The organism is Methylobacterium sp. WL1 (genome assembly GCF_008000895.1).
Lineage (GTDB): Bacteria > Pseudomonadota > Alphaproteobacteria > Rhizobiales > Beijerinckiaceae > Methylobacterium.
Genome location: NZ_CP042823.1, coordinates 3733911 through 3751869, shown reverse-complemented (window position 1 = coordinate 3751869; position 17959 = coordinate 3733911). Strand labels below are relative to the sequence as shown.

Sequence of the window (17959 nt, the reverse complement as noted above, 5' to 3'; positions counted from 1 at the left end):
GAACACCCCACGCACGGCTCACCGTCATTGCGAGCGTGAGCGAAGCGACCCAGGGCAACGCACGATCGCCGGAAGGGGTGTATCGCTGGGCAAGGCGCGCAATGACGGTGCGGGACGATCCGATGGCGCGCGCGATGTCAGCCGTGCCCGCCGAAGCCGGAGCCGCTACCCGCCTTTGCGGGCCACGATGAACACCCGCGGAAAGGCCAGCAGGCGTCGCCCGTCGCTGCGGCGCGGGTAGCCGGTGTCGATGGCGGTCTCGTAGGCGGCCAGGAACCCGGCTGCCTGGTCCGGATCCAGCGGATCGAGGAACGGCCGCAGCCCTGTGGCGAGGACCCAATCCACGATGGCGGCGGCATCCGCCATCGGGTGGTGATAGGCGGTGCGCCAGACATCCACGTCGGCCGCCAGCGGCGCCAGCAGGTCGTAATAGCCGGCCGGGTCCAGCATCCGGCCGAGGCGCCCGGCCACAGCCGGATCTCCGATCGCCGCAGCCCAGGGGCCGGCGGAGGCGGTCTCGCGCATCAGGCGGTGCGACGGCTCGGCGAGGTTGTCGGGCATCTGCACCGCCAGCACGCCGCCGGGCCCTAGAAGGCCGAACAGCCGGGGCAGCAGCGCCGGATGGTCGGGCAGCCATTGCAGCACCGCGTTGGCGTAGATCAGGTCCGGCGCCCGCTCCGGTGTCCAGGTGGCGGCGTCGGCGAGCGCGAAGCCGAGGCCGGGCAGGCGGGCCCGGGCGCTCTCCAGCATCGCCGGAGATGTATCGAGCCCGATGACCTCCGCATCGGGAAAGCGCGCCGCGATCAACGCGGTGGAATTACCCGGGCCGCAGCCGAGATCGTAGGCGAGGCGCGGCCGGTCGAGGGGCACCTGGGCCAGCAACTCGGCCGCCGGCCGGGTGCGCTCGTCCTCGAAGCGGGTGTAGAGGGCGGGGTTCCAATCGGCCATCCTGCTCCCCCTCGTGTTCCGCCGTCAGCAGCCGAGTTGATTGGCCAGGTCCGCGAGGTCGCGGGCCGCGTACGTGACCGGGACAGTCGGCGCGGTCTCGCCGCTGGCCGGCCCGTGCTCGTGGGGCCGGGCGATGTGGGCGGTGGATAGGCCGTAGCTGGCCGCCGCCACGAGGTCGTTCGAATGGGCCGCGACCATCAGGGTCTCGCCCGGCGCGAAGCCGAACGCCGCCACCGCGTCGCGGTAGAGCGCGGGCTTGGGCTTGTAGTCGCGGGAATAGCCGGCGCCCAGGATCGCGTCGAAGATCAGGCCGTTGCGCCGGGCGAGGTCGGCCATGAGCCGGACATGGCCGTTGGAGTTGGGCGCCAGGAGGTAACGCTCCCGCAGCCGGCGCATCGCGTCCGGCACCTCGGGCCAAGCGTCGAGCCGGTGCCAGGCCTGGACCAGCTCCCGCTGCACGTCGTCCGGCACACCCGCGATGCCGAACTGCGCCAGCACGCCGGGGAGCGATTCCGCCTGCAGGGTATCGAGATCGACGTAAGCACGCGCGCCGGAGCGCACGGTCTCCATCGACGGGCCGTAACATCCGCGCCAGGCATCGGCGAAGGCGCCGGCATCGAGCGCCGGCGCTTGAGCGTTGAGCAGGCGCCCGGCCTCCCGGGCGACCCCGGAGCGCCAGTCGACGAGCGTCCCGAAGACGTCGAAGACGAGCGCCCGGACCGTCATCGCACCGCCTGAAGGTTCGGGCTCCGGCGTACGAAGCCGACGATGTCCTTGACCGCGTCCAGCGTTTGCGCCGCGATCGTTTCGGCCCGCCCGGCGCCGTCGGCCAGCACGGCGTCGATATGGCCCGGATCGGCGGTCAGCCGGCGCATCTCGCCGGCGATCGGCGCGAGGTTCGTCACCGCGAGGTCGGCCAGAGCCGGCTTGAAGGTCGAGAACTGCGCCCCGCCGAAATCGCGCAGCACCTCCTCGCGGGTGATGCCGGCGAGTGCGGCGTAGATCCCCACGAGGTTGTCCGCCTCCGGCCGCTCCTTGAGCCCCGCGATTTCAGAAGGCAGCGGATCGGAATCCGTTTTTGCCCGGCGGATTTTCTGGGCGATGGTGTCGGCCTCGTCGGTGAGGTTGATCCGCGCGTTGTCGGACGGGTCCGACTTGGACATTTTTTTGGACCCATCCCGCAGCGACATCACTCGCGCGGCTGGCCCGCCGATCAACGGCTCGGTCAGCGGGAAGAACGCCTCACCGTGGCCATGCGCTGCGATCGAGCCCGAAAAATCGGTGTTGAACTTCTGGGCGATGTCCCGGGTCAGCTCCAAGTGCTGCTTCTGGTCCTCGCCCACGGGCACGTGGGTGGCACGGTAGGCCAGGATGTCGGCCGCCATCAGCACCGGGTAATCGTAGAGCCCGATCGAGGCGTTCTCCCGGTCCTTGCCGGCCTTCTCCTTGAACTGGGTCATGCGGTTCAGCCAACCCAGCCGCGCGACGCAGTTGAACACCCAGGCGAGTTCGGCGTGCTGAGGCACTTGGCTTTGGTTGAACACGATCGCGCGCTTGGGATCGATGCCGGCGGCCAGGAACGCGGCCGTGACTTCGCGGATCTGGCCGCGCAGGGCCTCGGGGTCCTGCCAGACGGTGATCGCGTGCATATCCACAACGCAGTACAGGCACTGCGCGTCGCGCGCCTGCATCTCCACGAAGCGTTTCACCGCCCCGAGGTAGTTCCCGAGATGCAGGTTGCCGGTGGGCTGGACGCCCGAGAAGACCAATTCGGTGAACGCGGCCATCGGCGCCGATCCTGAGCAGTACATAGCCGGGGCTGCGCGCCTGCCGGGCGCGGGGTTACTCGCACCCGCGGCCGGGACCGGTCAAGGATGCGCTCACGGCTCCCGGGCCGCCAGCGCCGCACTCGGGCATAGATCGACCAGGACGCAGCGCCCGCAGGCCGGACGGCGATGATGGCAGACCTGCTGGCCGTGCAGCATCAGGATCTCGTGATTGTCGTAGAGGTCCTGCGCGCTCCAGTCCGCGGGCAGTTGCGCCCGAAGGATGGCATGCGAGGGTCCGACATCGATCCGCGGACCGATCAGCCCGAGGCGCTGGGCGACGCGGTGGTGGTGGCTGTCCACCGGCAGGGCCGGCATCCGCAGGGTCGAGAACGACAGTACCGCCGCGCTGGTCTTCGGGCCGATTCCCGGGATCGCCTCCAGCCAGGCCCGGGCCGCCGCGACGTCCATACCCGCCAGGAACGCCAGATCGAGGCTGCCGCAGCGATCGCGCACCGCCACCAGCACGTCGCGGATCCGGGGCGCCTTCAGCTCCGGCCAGGTCACGCCGGCGATCGCAGCCTGGATCTCCGCCATATCGGCGTCGATCACCGCCTCCCAGTCCGGGAACCGAGCGCGCAAGGCCTTGAAGGCCCGCCCGGATTCGGCGTTGCGGGTCCGGTGCGAGAGCAGCGACGAGATCAGCTCGCTCGCTGGATCGAGGCTGTGGAAGTACGGGATCGGGCAGCCGTAGACCGGGCAGAGTCTGGCATGGACCGCGCGCGCCTTGTCGGTGACCGCCGGGTCGGCCGGCGCGGCGACGGACTTACGACGCGGCGCGGACGCAGTGGCGGTCGGGAAGAGGGAGGTCGGCATGCACGGGGAATCCCCAAGCCGCCATCACTGTTCCGGGGTGCCAAATACAGCGGCGATCTGTCCATCGACCAAGGCTGCGAGATATTCGTAGGCGGTTACTGGGTCATCGTGCCGAGGAAGCGATTTCTGACAGATCGCGGCATCGCCGAAGCCCATTCGTCCTTCGGCGATTTTTCGATGACCGGATAAGGCGCATTGTCATTCCGGGACGCCGCAGGCGAGCCCGGAACCCCGAGCCGCCGACGGCGCGAGATCTTGAACGGTCATCGATCCCGGGTTCCGCTTCGCGGCCCCGGGATGACAGGGCTGCTGAGAGAGTCCCGGCCAGATCGCGCTCGCCGAAAGAAACAAGAATTCTTTTTGTGACCGCCTCTCGAAACCTACTTCACCAATGCAAAAATATTCACATCGAGGTTGTCGTCGGTGCCGTCCTTGAGGTCGGTGGCGTATTCCTCGATGAAGCGGTCTTGGACGACGATGTCCTTAGCGTCGAGATAGGCCGTCAGGGTCTCGTAGGTGCCGTCGATCGACTCGTAGGAGCCCTTGTGCGGGAAGCGCAGGGCCTTGCCGGATGGGGTCGTGCCGAAACGCAGGCCGTCGGCCTCCGCGGGTGCCGGGCTCGGGGGCGCGGCCACCGGGATCATCGCCTCGAACTCGAAGCCGTCGTCGTCGGTGCGGGTGAACACCGCCAGCGGCCGGCCCGCGGGGGCGATGCCGGCCTTGGCGAGATCCGCCTCGATCCGCGCGAAGGCCTGCCGCAGGTTGACGATGGCCTCCTCCCACTTGGTCTTGCCCGAGAGGATCGCGGCGGGCTTGGCCGGCAGGGTCACCTCGTCGACGTCGCCGGGCTCGCCGGGCTTCTCGATGAGGGTCGGGCGCCGGCGTGCCGACGGCCGCCTGGCCGGCGGGGGCGGAGCGATCGCCTGCTGCGGCGCCGGGGCGGCGCTCTTGGTCGGGTCGGCGACCGGGTTGGGCGCCGTGGTGGTCGGCAGCGGATTGGTCTGGGCCGGGGACGGGGCTGTGGAGGGTGGCGGCGCGGGTTGCTGCTGCGCTGCGACCGGTCCGGTGGCGAAGACCAGGGCGGTCGAGACGGCGACGAGGGAACGAAGGCGGATCACGGGGGCGCTCCGGTCGGGTCCCGGCGGATCGTCGCGTGGGCTCCCGCCGGCTAACCTAATGGCGATCCGGCCCGCCCGCGAGGGCATGGGTCACGAGAGTCGCGGGTGCGGCGCATCTGCCACGCCGCGCGCGCCCCTCGCGTCGGGCAGAGCGTTTTGCCATATAGCTGGCCGATCCCCTCAAACCCTCTGGCCGCATGAGCGCACTCGCCCATAGACGCTTCCTGAAGATGCACGGCGCCGGCAACGCGATCGTGGTGCTGGACCTGCGCGGCTCGGCGACCCAGGTCCGCCCGGAGGAGGCCCGGGCGATCGCGCAGGATCCCGGCTCGCGCTTCGACCAGCTGATGGTCCTGCACGATCCCGTGAGCGCCGGCACCGACGCGTTCATGCGGATCTACAACACCGACGGCTCGGAATCCGGCGCCTGCGGCAACGGCACCCGCTGCGTCGCCTACGCGATGCTCGACGACCCGGCCATGGCCCGCCCCGCCGAGGGCGGCCGCCTGGTCCTGGAGACCGCGGCCGGGCGCGTCGGCGTGCGCCGGATCTCGGAGCGCGCCTTCACGGTGGACATGGGCAGGCCCAAGCTCGCCTGGGACGAGATCCCGCTCTCCGAGCCGTTCCCCGACACGCGGCGGATCGAATTGCAGATCGGCCCGATCGACGATCCGATCCTGCATTCGCCGGGGGTCGTGAACATGGGCAACCCGCACGCGGTGTTCTTCGTCGACCGGGATCCCGCGTCTTACGATCTGGCCCGGATCGGGCCGATGCTGGAAAACCACCCGCTGTTTCCTGAGCGGGCCAACATCTCCGTGGCGCAGGTGACCGAGCGTGAGGCGATCACCCTGCGGGTCTGGGAGCGCGGCGCCGGGCTGACGCTGGCCTGCGGCACGGCCGCCTGCGCCACCGTGGTGGCGGCCTCCCGCCTGCGCATGATCGGCCGGCAGGCCAATGTCCGTCTCCCCGGGGGCGAGCTGTTCGTGGAATGGCGCGCCGACGACCATGTCCTGATGACCGGCCCGGTCGCGCTCGTCGCCGAGGGCAATCTGGCGCCGGAGCTGTTCTCCGGCATCGCCTGATGGCCATCGAGACCCTCACCTTCGGCTGCCGGCTCAACACGGTGGAGTCGGAGGCCCTGCGCGTCCACGCGGCGGCGGACGGGCGCGACCGGGTGGTGGTCAACACCTGCGCGGTCACCCAGGAGGCCGGCCGGCAGGCCCGCAAGGCGATCCGCCGGATCGCCCGCGAGCGGCCCGGGACCGAGATCGTGGTCACCGGCTGCGGCGCCGAGGTCGAGACCGAAGCCTATGCGGCGATGCCCGAGGTGTCGCGCCTCGTCGGCAACGCCGAGAAGCTGAGTCCCGCCGGCTGGTCGCCCACCGGCACCGGCCCCGGTGCCGTGATGGCAGCCCGCACGATCGCGCCGACGCGGATCGACTCCGTCACCGGCCACACGCGGGCGTTCGTGCCGGTGCAGAACGGCTGCGACCACCGCTGCACCTTCTGCATAATCCCGTTCGGCCGGGGCGCCTCGCGCTCGGTGCCGGTGCCCGACGTGGTCGCGCAGGTCCAGACGATCGTGGCCCATGGCGGCCGCGAAGTCGTGCTCACCGGCGTCGACCTCACCGCCTATGGCCGCGACCTGCCCGGACCGTCGGTCTCCCTCGGGACGCTGGCGCGGGCGATCCTGCGGGCGGTGCCGGACTTGGCGCGCCTGCGTATCTCCTCGATCGACTCCGTGGAGGTGGACGACGCGCTGCTGGCGGTGCTCGCCGAGGAGGAGCGGCTGATGCCGCACCTGCACCTCTCGCTGCAGGCCGGCGACGACCTGATCCTCAAGCGGATGAAGCGCCGGCACAGCCGCGCCGACGCCATCCGCTTCTGCGAGACCGTCCGCGACCTGCGTCCCGACGTGGTGTTCGGCGCCGACCTGATCGCCGGCTTCCCCACCGAGACAGAGGATCAATTCACCCGCTCGCTGGACCTCGTGATGGAATGCGGGCTGACGCACCTGCACGTCTTCCCGTACTCGCCGCGCCCGGGCACGCCCGCCGCCCGCATGCCCCCGGTGGCGGCCGACGTGATCCGCGACCGGGCCGCCCGCCTGCGCGAAGCCGGCGCCCACGCGCTGCGCCGGCATCTCGACGGGCAGGTCGGACGCGCGCTGACGGTGCTAGCCGAGCGCGGCGGGACGGGCCGCAGCGCGGATTTCACGGTCGTGCGGTTGGGTGGGGAGTTCGAGGCGGGGACGTTTCACACGGTCTCGATCGCGGGACATGACGGAGCGCGGCTGATCGCTGCCTGAAGCGTCAAAACCGCTCTTCCCACCCGCAATGATGGATCGCGCTTGGCCGAAAACGATCGGCTGCCTTACGTGCCCATTCCCGCCACGGCGTCCGCGATATGCCTCGGCGGCGGCGCCTCGACGGTGATCGCCTCCCGCTTCGGATAGAGCGGGATCGTGAGCGTCCGCGCGTGCAGGTACAGGCTGCCGCCGCGCGGGCCGATGCCGTAGATCGAGTCGCCCAAAATCGGCCAGCCTGAGGCGGCGCAATGGACCCGGAGCTGGTGCGTGCGGCCGGTGACCGGCTTCAGCTCCAGCCAGGTCCGGCCGCCGGCCCGGCCGAGCACCCGCCAGTGGGTGAGGGCCGGGTCGCCCGCCGGGTCGGCCTTCATCCACCAGGAGCGCGGATCGTCGGAGCGGCGCGCCAGCGGCAGGTCGATCCGGCCGGAATCCGTGTCAGGGCCGCCCTCCACCACCGCCCAGTAGGTCTTGTCCACGGCGCTGCCGGAGAACAGCTTTCCGAGCCGGGCCAGCGCCTTGGCGTGTCGGCCGAGCGCCAGGCAGCCGGAGGTGTCGCGGTCCAGCCGGTGGGCCGCCTCGGGGCGGCGCGGCAGGCCGAAGCGGAGGCCGTCGAGATGGTCGGTCAGGGTCTCGCCGCCGCGCGGACCGGGATGGACCGGAAGGCCCGGCGGCTTGTCGATGACGAGCAGCAGGGCATCCCGGTAGAGGAGGCGGGCACCTATATCGAAGGTGAAGGACATCCGGTCGGGCCAGGGCGCGCGCCGCCGGAGCGGCGGCCGGTCCGGTGCAGGCGGGCGCAGCGAACCGAGGACTTGAAACGAAGGGCTTGGAGTCGTTGCCGTTTGCAACGCGGTCGACATCGGCTCTAGGGGTTCGGCATCGGGTCGGCAAGCTGGGGCGAGGACGAGGTTTCATGGCGAGCGAGGATAAGCCCGGCTGGTTCGGGCGCCTGTTCGGGCGCAAGGGCCAGGGCTCTGGCGACGGCACGGCCGAGGACATTGCGGAGACGGAGCTGCCCGCGGATGCCCCGGCCTCGCCCGCCGAGGGTCAGCCCGACTATGCGAGCGGGGCCGAGGACGTCGCCCACATCCCGCTGCCGCCCGAGGAAACGGACGCGCCCGTCGCAGACGTGGTCGAAGGGGCGGATCTGCTGCCGATCGAGGGGGAGCCCGAGCGGCCGCCCGCCGGCACGGCCGGCGACGATCCCGCGCACGGCGCCGCCCCGGTCGATACCGGAGACGTGAACCGGGACCCGGTGGTCGAGCCGGCGCCCGACATCCAGCCGGTCGATGCCGCCGCCGCGCTCGCCCACGATGCCGGCGCGGGACCCGACCGGGAGCCCGAGGCCAAGGGCTGGTGGACCCGGCTCACCTCCGGAATGAAGCGGACCTCGTCGGCCCTGACCGACCGGGTCACCGGCCTGTTCACCAAGCGCAAGCTCGACGCCAACACCTTGGAGGATCTGGAGGACGCCCTGATCCAGGCCGATTTCGGCCTGGAGACCGCGACGCGGATCTCGGACGCGGTCGGCAAGGGCCGCTACGAGAAGGGCATCTCGCCCGACGAGGTCCGGGCGATCCTGGCCACCGAGGTCGAACGGGCGCTGGAGCCCGTGGCGGTGCCGCTGTCGATCGACGCGACGAAGAAGCCGTTCGTGATCCTCACCGTCGGCGTCAACGGCGCCGGCAAGACGACAACGCTGGGTAAGCTCGCCTCGAAGCTGCGCGCGGAGGGCCGGACCGTGATGCTGGCGGCCGGCGACACGTTCCGGGCGGCGGCGGTGGAGCAGCTCAAGGTCTGGGGGGCGCGCACCGGCACCCCGGTGGTGAGCGGCGGCGAGGGTGCCGACGCGGCCGGCCTCGCCTTCGATGCGCTGAAGCAGGCAACCGCCGCCGGGACCGACGTGCTGCTGATCGACACCGCCGGCCGGCTCCAGAACAAGGTCGGGCTGATGGCCGAGCTGGAGAAGATCGTGCGCGTGCTGCGCAAGCAGGACCCGGAGGCGCCGCACGCCACGATCCTCGTCCTGGACGCTACCGTCGGCCAGAACGCGATCTCGCAGGTGGAGTTGTTCTCCCAGGCGGCGCCGGTTTCGGGCCTGGTCATGACCAAGCTCGACGGCACGGCGCGCGGCGGCATCCTGGTCGCGCTGGCGGCCAAGTTCGGCATGCCCGTGCACTTCATCGGCGTCGGCGAGGGCGTGGAGGATCTGGAGCCGTTCGCGGCCCGGGATTTCGCCCGTGCGATCGCCGGATTGGAGAAGGATTAGAGCGCGCGCCGCCGAAGGGGATACCGGCTCGGCGTCAGCGAGCGCGTTGTATCAAGGATTGAGAGCCGTTCGAGATTGCAACGTGATCGGGAACGGCTCCAGGCGGCGATACGTAGGACATCAGTCCTGGCTACGTCGTCGCCCTTGAACAGGACCGGCGCATTCAGGGTCCGGGCCTGGGCGTAGGCGAAGCAATCGCCGAAGTTGAGCCCGGCCGGATGCCGGCCCTTGACATAGGGCGCGAAGGCGTCGGCCGCGACCTGCGAGGGCGTGGTCGACGGGAATGACTTTGCTCGGCTCGCGCAACAGCCAGTCGTCGAGTTCGACCCGACCGACCACCCAGCGCAAAATCACGATCGGACGTTCGAGATAAGACGCTGCCGCCAGGGAGCGGTAGCGGTAGTTGCGAATCGCTACGCTGAAGCGGCTCGCATCCGGCTCTTGGTCGAGGATCGCGATGAAGTACGGAGCTGTCGACGACAACGGCGGTTAAACCGGCAAACCGTTCTCGTCGTACGCCAGGATCTCGTCGATCGGCCGGGAAGCAATGAGCGGGCTCGCGTAGGTTCGCTCGTGCAGCAACCGTCCAGACGCAATGGCGTCGGCGCAGTCGCGCTCCCGATCCTCGGCCACCCGCGCGCGCTCCCGCCGGAGCAGCTCCAAGAGCAAATCCGGCGCTGCGCGATGGGTCGTTGCCGCGAGGTCGGCGAGGAGCGCCGCGACTTCGGCGTTGTCGATCGTGATGGACATCGCAAGCCCCCCGTTCCACACAGCCCCGAATCCGCCAGCCCGGCCTCCAGCCTAGTGCGGGTGCCGCATCCGAGCCAACTGACGCGCATGCAGATCGAATCCGTTCCTCCCCGCCGCCACCTGCCGCCGCTCGTGAAGCTGGCGCTGGAGCTTGGACCGCTCGTCATCTTCTTCCTGGGCAATGCCTATTCGGAAAGACTCGGCGTCGCGCCGGACCAGAAGCTGTTCGTGGCCACCGGGGTGTTCATCGCGGCGACCGTGGTGGCGCTGGCGGTTCATTTCGCGCTGGTGCGGCGGCTGCCGATCATGCCGCTCGTGTCCGGCGTGGTCGTGGTGGTGTTCGGCGGTCTGACGCTGGCGCTGCAGGACAAGACCTTCATCATGGTCAAGCCGACCATCGTGAACGCGCTGTTCGGCACCGTGTTGCTCGGCGGCCTGGTGTTCGGTCGCTCGCTCCTGTCGGTGGTGCTCGATTCGATGTTCAGCCTCACCGAGGAGGGCTGGCGCAAGCTCACCTTCCGCTGGGGTCTCTTCTTCTTCGTCCTGGCCGCGCTCAACGAGATCGTGTGGCGCACCCAGACCGAGGATTTCTGGGTCAACTTCAAGGTGTTCGGCATCATGCCGATCACCGTGCTGTTCGCCCTGGCACAGACGCCGCTGCTGACCCGCTACGAGCGCAAAGAGCCTCAACCGGGCGAATAAGCCTCTTGATGGCGTATCATCCTGTTCCGAGAGCCGGCGGCGACCTTTCGGGATGATACGTTAGCGCGCCTCCGCGACCTTCCCGGCCGCCCGGATCCGCGCCAGCACGCTGGCGTAGTTCTCCGGCGTGAGGATGCCGACGAGCTTGTCGCGGATCACCCCGTCGGGCCCGATCACGAAGGTCTCGGGTACGCCGTAGACGCCGAAATCGATCGCCGCGCGCCCGTCGGCATCGGCCCCGACCGCCCGGAACGGCACGCCGTGCCGGGCCAGGAAGCGCTGGCCGGCGGCGGGAGTCGGCTCCTTGTAGTCGATGCCGACCAGCTGGATCCCGGGCTCCCGGGCGAGCCGCATCAGCATCGGGTGCTCGACCTGGCAGGGTGCGCACCACGAGGCGAACACGTTGATCACCGTGATCTGGCCCTTCAGGTCGGCGCTGGAGAGGCCCGGCACCGGGGCGTCGCCGGCCTTGAGGCCCGGCACCGCCGGCAGGATGAAGCTCGGCACCGGCTTGCCGATCATCGCGGAGGGGAGGGCGGCCGGGTCGGCGCCCGAGCGCAGGCGCAGGAACAGCACCGCCGCCAGCGCGGCAAACGCCAGGACCGGCAGGACCAGCAGCAGAGAGCGGCGGACCGGGGGCGGCCGATCCAGGGGTTCGTCGACGCTCACCGCCGCTCCTCCCCGAAGCCCTTCAGGGCGCGCAGCTGCGCCCGCCGGTCGCGCAGGGCGTTGCCGATCAGCCCGGCCATGACCAGGGCCGTGAAGGCGTAGGCGGCGACGATGAAGCCGCCGTGAGACCCGAGATCCATCGATAAGGTCCTAGACCGGCTGCCCGACCGGCATCCCGGCGGGCTTCGGCGTGAGGCGCGGCTGCGCACGGTCCAGGCGCTCGGCCTCGCGGATCGTCAGCGTCCGCACCCGGCGGCGCATGATCTCGGTGCGCATCGCGTAGAGGTGGAGGGTGATCCCGCCCAACGTCGCGGCGCCGATCATGATCAGCAGCGGGTAGAGCATCGACGGGTCGATAGATGAGCCGCCCATGCGCAGGATCGAGGCCGGCTGGTGCAGGGTCGACCACCAGTTCACCGAGAACTTGATGATCGGCAGGTTCACCGCGCCGACGAGGGTCATGATCGCCACCGCGCGGGCGGCCCGGTTCGGCTCCTCGAGGGTGCGCCACAGGGCGATGATGCCGCAATAGATCAGCAGCAGGACCAGCATCGAGGTCAGCCGCGCGTCCCAGACCCAGTAGGTCCCCCACATCGGCTTGCCCCAGAGCGAGCCGGTGACCAGGCAGATCAGCGTGAACGCCGCCCCGATCGGCGCGGCGGCGCGCTGCGCCACGTCGGCCAGCGGATGGCGCCAGACCAGGGTCCCGATCGCCGACACGCTCATGGCGCCGTAGAAGAACACCCCGAGCCAGGCCGCCGGGACGTGGATGTACATGATCCGCACGGTCTCGCCCTGTTGATAGTCCGGCGGCACGGCGAAGAAGGTCAGGTACAGGCCGACCGCCAGCACGCCGAGCGACAGGGCGGTGAGCCACGGCACCAGCGCGCCCGACCACCGCATGAAGTGGCTCGGGTTCGACAGGCGGGTCCAGAGGGAGGGCGTCATGGCGTCTGTCTCGGACATCGTTCCGGCGGTCTAGCCCAGGGTGCGGTGCAGCAACAATGCGGCCTTTGTCCGTCGATACTGCATCGGCGTGCAGGCCATGTGCCGCCGGAAGGCGGTGCGGAACGCCGTCTCCGACTCGTAGCCGACGGAATACGCGATCGCGGCGACGCAATCGCCGGAGCGTCGCAGCCGGTCGGCGGCGCACTGCATCCGCCAGCTGGCGAGGTAAGCAAGCGGCGGCCGGCCGACCACGGCGCGGAACGTGTCCGCGAAGGTCGTGCGCGACATGCCTGCGCACGCCGCGAGGTCCGCCAGGGTCCAGCGCCGCGCCGGCTCCGCGTGCAGGGCCGTCAGCGCCCGCGCCAGCCGCGGATCGGCCAGCGCCCCGAGCCAGCCGGTCGGCCGCCCCGACGCGAGCCAGAGCCGCAGCACCTGGAGCAGCATGATCTGCGCGAGGTGGTCGGCCATCAGGGCGCCGCCAGGCGCGCCCTGGCGCAGTTCCGCGGCCAGCTGGTCCAGCGCCCAGCGCAGGATCGCGGCTTGGTTCGAGGCATCCCGGACCGGCACGATCGCCGGCAGCGCGTCGAGCAGCAGCCCGGCCGCGTCGCCTGCGAAGAAGAACCGCCCGCCGACCAGGAAGAAGCCGCCGCCGCCATTGCAGGTCGCGACCGCGTCGGCCGCGTGGTCGTAGATCGCGGCGGACTCGATCGCCGGGAGGGCCAGGTCGGTCGCGAGGTGGAACGGGCGGCCCCGGGTCAGCAGGAAGCAGTCGCCGGCTGCCATCCGAATGGGCTCGGGCTCGCCTTCGACCGCAACCCAGCAGGCGCCTCGCATCACGGCGTTGAACTTGATCCCGTCATGGGCGGGAAAGCGGATCGCCCAGGCGCCGCCGGCATCAAGGCCCGCACTGAGGGCGCTTCGGGGCCTGAGCAACGCGAGAACGTCGGAGAGCGGATCCATGGCGCGAACCGGACGCCCGCGCCGGATTCGCGGACGCTGCAGCATAGAGCGTCCGGCATCCCGGGGCCGTCGCCCTGACCGAGACCGCGGTCATCTGAGTGGTACGGTCGTCCCGCCGTCCGCTCGCGCGTCATCGCGGGTTCCGGGGTGACCACGCCACGGTTTGGAAAGCGCTCACCGCACGACCACCGGCATGCGATCCGCTTGACCGTGCCGAGGTCCGAAACGGCGCGCGGCGCTCGCCTCTCGGTCTCCGAACTCACAAACGCTGACGGACGGTGGCGGCGAGGAAGACAGCTAGCGAGCCGACGATGGCCATCCACCGGACTCCCAAACGGGTTCAAGCTTGCACGAAGCCGCAGTATAAATTACGGTCAGCATGAATAGGCGGTCGCGTTGATCGGCTTTGGCGCTGGCACGGCACGTGTCCGCATGCCGGGCGGTCGGCCACTCCAAGAGGTCCATCGATGGCCGAAGAAACGCCTGGCCCGCTGACCGCCTTCGGCCTGGTCTTCCATGCCAGAGGTCGGCACACCGGGTCCGAGGACCGCACCCGCGACGCGGCAGGCTGCCTCGTCGCGACCGCGCGCACGACCGGCCTTCCGTTCGATCGGTCCGGTGCCGGGACGCCACCCGCCGCCGGTCAAGCGACCGCGCCGTTCTCGACGGCGATCCGCCGGCCGGTGGCGTATCGGCCATCGTGCCCGCGCTGAAATCCGTGAGGCCGTGAGGGTTCTGCCATGGACATCCGAACGCGTCGCCTGCTCGAAGCGCCGCTCGTGCCGACCCTGGCTCGGATGGCCGGGCCGAACGTCGTGGTGATGGTCGTCCAGACCTCCATCGGCCTGATCGAGACCTACTTCGTCGCGAAGCTCGGCACCGACGCCCTGGCCGGCATGGCCCTCGTCTTCCCGGTCGTCATGCTCGTCCAGATGCTGTCGGCCGGCGGCATGGGCGGCGGCATCCAGTCGGCGGTCTCGCGTACCCTGGGCGCCGGCCGGAAGGCGGAGGCCAGCCTCGTCGCTTGGCACGCTGTCGCCATCGGCCTCGGACTTGGTCTCGTGACCAGTCTGCTCGCGGTGCCGCTGGGACCGCGGCTCTACGCCGCGATGGGCGGCACGGGGGAATCGCTCCGGGCTGCGACGGCCTACGCGAACGTCGTGCTCGGCGGAGCGGTCCTGATCTGGCTGTTCAACGCGCTGGCGGCCGTGATCCGCGGTACCGGCAACATGGCCCTCCCGGCCGGCGTCACCTGCGCCGGCGCCATCGTGCTGATCCCTCTCTCGCCGGCGCTGATCTTCGGCTGGGGGCCGTTCCCGAAGCTCGGGGTCGTGGGCGGCGGAGTCGCTTTCGCGGCCTACTACGCCGCCGGCACCGCCGTCTTCGCCGCCTCGATTTGGTCTGGCCGCGGCGTCCTGCACCCGAGCCGGCGCCTCCCGAGGCTTACCTGGGCGCCGTCCCGCGAGATCCTGCGCGTCGGCCTGCTCTCCGGCATCGCCAGTATCACGTCGAACGTCACGGTCATCGCCGCGACGGGCTTCGTGGGGACGGCGGGGCCGGCCGCGGTTGCCGGGTATGGAACCGGCGCCCGGCTGGAATACCTGCTGGTCCCCCTCGTGTTCGGGCTCGGTTCGCCCATTGCCGCCATCGTCGGCACCGCCCTCGGCGCCGGACTGCAGGCCCGCGCCCGTCAGGCTGCGCTCACCGGCGCCATCGTGGCCGGTCTTCTGACGGAGGCCATCGGCGTTGCGGCCGCCCTGTATCCTGAAGCTTGGCTCGGTCTGTTCGGGGGTGATCCGGCCATGTTGGCTACGGGCTCCTCCTATCTCCGCATCGTCGGACCGTTCTACGGGTTCTTCGGGGCCGGCCTTGCTCTCTACTTCGCGGCCCAAGGTGCAGGCCGTGTCGGCTGGCCGCTCACAGCCAGCGTCTTCCGAATGGGGGTGGCGCTGGGGGGCGCCTGGATCGCGGCTATCCTCGGGCTCGGCCCCGCGTGGATGTTTGTTGCCCTCGCGGCTGGGCTCTTCACCATGGGCATCGTCAACGCGGCTGCTTTTGCCACGGGCAAGATGTTCGTGGCCCAGCCCGCGCCGGAACCGGCTGTCCCGCCCCAAGTCCTCACGACGGCCGTTGAGTGACCTCGAAAGGCGTAGAGCCGCCGAACCTGCCGCTCGATGGATGGCCATCAGGGGCCGGCATCGACCCGCCAATACGGCGTGGCTGAGCGGATTTCCGCCTGTCTGCTTTTGGACCAAAGAGGCGTCGAAGTGGATATCACCGAGGCGCTCCCTCCTCGCCCCTTGCAAGCGGCCGTGAGAGTCAAGCGATGCGACCCGATCGCTACACTTACCGTCTTGGATCGATGACTACCCTGTAGTTGCTGGCCGATCCCCATACGTCTACCGGTAGGTTGCCGTCCCGAGCCCGGCCACGCGCGACTGGTGCGCCATCGAAGCCCTGTGCAACGTTTGTCGAATGGCCGGTCAGGTCGACCCGCCTGACCGACGATGCGCCGTTGTCGATGACGAAGGCGGCGTCAGGCCCCTGGGTCACAAGGCTCGGCTGTCGAACGCGCCGCGAACACTTCTTTGGCTGAGAATAATCCGTTTAATGCTGCTGGAAAGCTTGCATAAACGGCCATCTGCATGATGACTTCAGTGATCTCTTCACACGAGAGGCCGACGTTCAAGCCTGCCTCTATGTGTACCTTAAGTTGTGGTGCTGCATTGCCCATCGCCGTTAGTGCCGCGATAGTGGCTATCTCGCGGGAACGTAGTTCTAGGCCGGGGCGGCTGTAAATATCGCCGAAAGGGAACTCGATAAGGTAGGTCGCAAAGTCAGGGGCGATCTCTGCGAGCGAGGCGACGACCTTCTCTCCTGCTTGGCCGTCGATCTCAGCGAGTGCTCGCTGCCCGCGCTCTAGCCGGCTTTCGTCGCCGTTGCGGTGTTGTCGTGTCATACGCCTGCGTCCTCCCGTCAGAGCCGGCGTAGCCGGCGATCTTGGTGTCGAGGACGAGAAGGCAGGCTTGCAGATCGGCCACATGCGCGCGGACGCACTCGCGGTGCTCCCACAGCAAATCACAGCGCTCAGCCTCAGTGATGACGCCACGCTCGCGCAATGCTGCGTATCGCAGCATGTCCCGGATCGGCATACCGGTCGTCTTGAGACGATCTAAGAATGCGATCCACGCTAGGATAGACGCGTCGTAATCACGCTGGTTTGACTGATCTCGGTCAGCATAGGGGAGTAGCCCGATCCGCTCATAGTAACGAATCGTATGGGCAGACAATCCCGAACGCCTCGCGAGTTCTCCGATCTTCACGAATATCTTCTCATCACGACGCTAAGAATGCTGCGGGTTTGAGCGCACTCTAAGTCAAGAAAAAAATCTGGTCGGGCTACGACAGTCTGGTCCTCACCCCGAACTCGAGTTGCCGGGCGGCCAGAAGAGGGCCGCTGACCAGAAGGGCCGGCGGCCATCCAAAGGCCGGCACGGGTCGAAAGCATTGGTCCCATACATGATCGGATCAGATCCGGGCCCGTACTTGCTAGGCTGGTCTTGCGATGATGGCGAGGATCATCGCGAACCCGAACGTTCTCCCGCCTAACCCCGCATCCTGACGCGGGCGCTCCGAGATGAGGCGGTTGGATTGGCACAGGGTGATGGAGGCCGGACCCGTCGCCATCCTGAGCCGCGAAACGAAATCCGAAACGCCCGCGCCATCACCGCCTCCGCGGCAAACCGAGCCCCTGGATGCGTCCTGAGACGCCCCCGCACGCACTGACGCAGCCCCGTCTGATTTCCGCGGACAGCAGACCCCGACCCTTGCGCACGCCGCCGCGATCCCGCATATACGATGAAACAAAACAGGAACAAAAGAGCGTCGCCGTAGAAAACTGTGGATGACGCGGTTGCCTCTCACCGGAACGAGCCCCGCATGCGAACCGCCGACAAGCAGATCGCCGACATCCTGGTGCGTTACGGGGAGCCCTTCGGGGGCAACGTCTGGCGCGTGCAGGGCACGGCGGTCATCTACCACAAGACGTTGGAGCGGATCGCCGCCCAGGCCGGGATCGTGTTCGAGCCGCCGACGATCATCCGCGCCGAGCGCGACGAGGCCGTGCTGCTGGTCACCGGGCGCCTGCCCGGTGCCAAATCCGGTGCGAAGCCAGCCGCCGACCGGGTCGAGTGGTCGATGGGCGAGGCGCTGGTCAACGTGAACTACCGCGTCTCGGGCAAGCAGGCGGCCTACGTCTACGCCATGGCGGAGAAGCGCGGGAAGGACCGCGTCATCCTCAAGCTGATCGAACTGCACGGCCTGGTCTACTCGGAGGAGGAGGCCGACGAGTTCCGCGCCCACCTGCCCACGGTCCGGGCCGTGGACGAGGATTTCGAGGAGGCCCAGCCCTTCGACGAGGTCACCGAGGCCGAGGGCGACCTCAAGCGCCGCATCGACGGTGCCGAGACGATCAACGACGTGACCGACCTGATGCTCGACGGGGCCACCCAAGCGATCCTGGCGGCGATGCCGCCCGGCACCCGCGACGAGGTCCGCGACTACGCCAAGGCGCGCCTCGTGGCGCTCGGCTGGCCCAAGCGCACCGGCCGCCGCAGCGCCGCCTGAAGTTTCGAACGCTCAA

The 17959-nt window shown here is 69.5% G+C and carries 20 protein-coding genes; 7 read left to right on the top strand and 13 right to left on the bottom strand.

What is annotated here, in order from left to right; genetic code table 11:
* Positions 1–165: 165 nt before the first annotated feature.
* The 5 genes from tam to FVA80_RS18170 all read right to left on the bottom strand — a co-directional run bounded on the left by tam (position 166) and on the right by FVA80_RS18170 (position 4708).
* Positions 166–948 (bottom strand): trans-aconitate 2-methyltransferase, encoded by a 783-nt coding sequence (tam, locus tag FVA80_RS18190; protein WP_147907183.1) that lies wholly within the window; start codon positions 946–948, stop codon positions 166–168.
* Positions 949–972: 24 nt separating this feature from the next.
* The gene (locus FVA80_RS18185; RefSeq protein WP_147907184.1) at positions 973–1674 is read right to left on the bottom strand and encodes a haloacid dehalogenase type II; all 702 of its coding nucleotides are present in this window, start codon (positions 1672–1674) and stop codon (positions 973–975) included.
* Positions 1671–2735, bottom strand: a complete 1065-nt coding sequence (trpS, locus tag FVA80_RS18180) for a tryptophan--tRNA ligase (protein ID WP_147907185.1) — start codon at positions 2733–2735, stop codon at positions 1671–1673. The genes FVA80_RS18185 and trpS overlap by 4 nt, the downstream gene beginning before the upstream one ends.
* Positions 2736–2828: 93 nt before the next feature.
* Complete coding sequence (locus FVA80_RS18175; protein ID WP_147907186.1) at positions 2829–3590, bottom strand: Fe-S cluster assembly protein HesB; 762 nt, start codon at positions 3588–3590, stop codon at positions 2829–2831.
* A 380-nt stretch (positions 3591–3970) separates the two neighbouring features.
* Complete coding sequence (locus FVA80_RS18170; protein WP_147957852.1) at positions 3971–4708, bottom strand: GyrI-like domain-containing protein; 738 nt, start codon at positions 4706–4708, stop codon at positions 3971–3973.
* Between the two features lie 197 nt (positions 4709–4905).
* Between FVA80_RS18170 and dapF the strand changes: the two genes are divergently transcribed.
* Together dapF and mtaB are read left to right on the top strand one after the other, a co-directional pair.
* On the top strand, positions 4906–5793 hold the full coding sequence (gene dapF / locus FVA80_RS18165; RefSeq protein WP_147899233.1) for a diaminopimelate epimerase: 888 nt from the start codon (positions 4906–4908) through the stop codon (positions 5791–5793).
* Positions 5793–7019, top strand: coding sequence for a tRNA (N(6)-L-threonylcarbamoyladenosine(37)-C(2))-methylthiotransferase MtaB (mtaB, locus tag FVA80_RS18160; protein ID WP_147907188.1), 1227 nt, complete (start codon positions 5793–5795; stop codon positions 7017–7019). The genes dapF and mtaB overlap by 1 nt, the downstream gene beginning before the upstream one ends.
* A gap of 65 nt (positions 7020–7084) precedes the next feature.
* On the opposite strand, the gene FVA80_RS18155 is transcribed toward mtaB, so the two are convergent.
* Entirely contained in the window at positions 7085–7759 is a 675-nt protein-coding gene (locus tag FVA80_RS18155) for an RluA family pseudouridine synthase (protein WP_147907189.1), read from the bottom strand.
* Positions 7760–7932: 173 nt separating this feature from the next.
* On the opposite strand from FVA80_RS18155, the gene ftsY reads away from it, so the two are divergent.
* The gene (gene ftsY, locus FVA80_RS18150) at positions 7933–9288 is read left to right on the top strand and encodes a signal recognition particle-docking protein FtsY (protein WP_147907190.1); all 1356 of its coding nucleotides are present in this window, start codon (positions 7933–7935) and stop codon (positions 9286–9288) included.
* Between the two features lie 489 nt (positions 9289–9777).
* Here the strand turns inward: ftsY and FVA80_RS18140 are convergent, their stop codons facing one another.
* Positions 9778–10038 (bottom strand): hypothetical protein, encoded by a 261-nt coding sequence (locus FVA80_RS18140; protein WP_147907191.1) that lies wholly within the window; start codon positions 10036–10038, stop codon positions 9778–9780.
* Positions 10039–10125: 87 nt separating this feature from the next.
* Between FVA80_RS18140 and FVA80_RS18135 the strand changes: the two genes are divergently transcribed.
* Complete coding sequence (locus FVA80_RS18135) at positions 10126–10740, top strand: septation protein A (protein ID WP_147907192.1); 615 nt, start codon at positions 10126–10128, stop codon at positions 10738–10740.
* 60 nt (positions 10741–10800) lie between these two features.
* Here the strand turns inward: FVA80_RS18135 and FVA80_RS18130 are convergent, their stop codons facing one another.
* The 4 genes from FVA80_RS18130 to FVA80_RS18115 are packed head-to-tail and all read right to left on the bottom strand — an operon-like array spanning position 10801 to position 13317.
* A complete protein-coding gene (locus FVA80_RS18130) occupies positions 10801–11409 on the bottom strand; it encodes a DsbE family thiol:disulfide interchange protein (protein ID WP_147907193.1) in 609 nt (202 codons plus the stop codon).
* Complete coding sequence (gene ccmD, locus FVA80_RS18125) at positions 11406–11549, bottom strand: heme exporter protein CcmD (protein ID WP_147907194.1); 144 nt, start codon at positions 11547–11549, stop codon at positions 11406–11408. The genes FVA80_RS18130 and ccmD overlap by 4 nt, the downstream gene beginning before the upstream one ends.
* 10 nt (positions 11550–11559) lie before the next feature.
* Complete coding sequence (locus tag FVA80_RS18120) at positions 11560–12357, bottom strand: heme ABC transporter permease (RefSeq protein ID WP_147907195.1); 798 nt, start codon at positions 12355–12357, stop codon at positions 11560–11562.
* Between the two features lie 30 nt (positions 12358–12387).
* Positions 12388–13317 carry an AraC family transcriptional regulator gene (locus FVA80_RS18115; RefSeq protein ID WP_147907196.1) on the bottom strand — a complete coding sequence of 310 codons (930 nt, stop codon included), beginning with the start codon at positions 13315–13317 and terminating at the stop codon, positions 12388–12390.
* 467 nt (positions 13318–13784) lie between these two features.
* Between FVA80_RS18115 and FVA80_RS18110 the strand changes: the two genes are divergently transcribed.
* Both FVA80_RS18110 and FVA80_RS18105 read left to right on the top strand, forming a co-directional pair.
* The gene (locus FVA80_RS18110; protein WP_147907197.1) at positions 13785–14030 is read left to right on the top strand and encodes a hypothetical protein; all 246 of its coding nucleotides are present in this window, start codon (positions 13785–13787) and stop codon (positions 14028–14030) included.
* Positions 14031–14057: 27 nt separating this feature from the next.
* Complete coding sequence (locus tag FVA80_RS18105; RefSeq protein WP_147907198.1) at positions 14058–15455, top strand: MATE family efflux transporter; 1398 nt, start codon at positions 14058–14060, stop codon at positions 15453–15455.
* Between the two features lie 398 nt (positions 15456–15853).
* Here the strand turns inward: FVA80_RS18105 and FVA80_RS18100 are convergent, their stop codons facing one another.
* Both FVA80_RS18100 and FVA80_RS18095 read right to left on the bottom strand, forming a co-directional pair.
* Complete coding sequence (locus FVA80_RS18100; protein WP_147907199.1) at positions 15854–16276, bottom strand: carboxymuconolactone decarboxylase family protein; 423 nt, start codon at positions 16274–16276, stop codon at positions 15854–15856.
* A complete protein-coding gene (locus tag FVA80_RS18095) occupies positions 16212–16640 on the bottom strand; it encodes a MerR family transcriptional regulator (RefSeq protein ID WP_147907200.1) in 429 nt (142 codons plus the stop codon). Before FVA80_RS18095 ends, FVA80_RS18100 begins: the two co-directional genes overlap by 65 nt.
* Before the next feature lie 616 nt (positions 16641–17256).
* Here FVA80_RS18095 and FVA80_RS18090 point away from each other — a divergent pair.
* Entirely contained in the window at positions 17257–17943 is a 687-nt protein-coding gene (locus FVA80_RS18090) for a trna delta -isopentenylpyrophosphate transferase (protein WP_147907201.1), read from the top strand.
* Positions 17944–17959 lie beyond the last annotated feature (16 nt).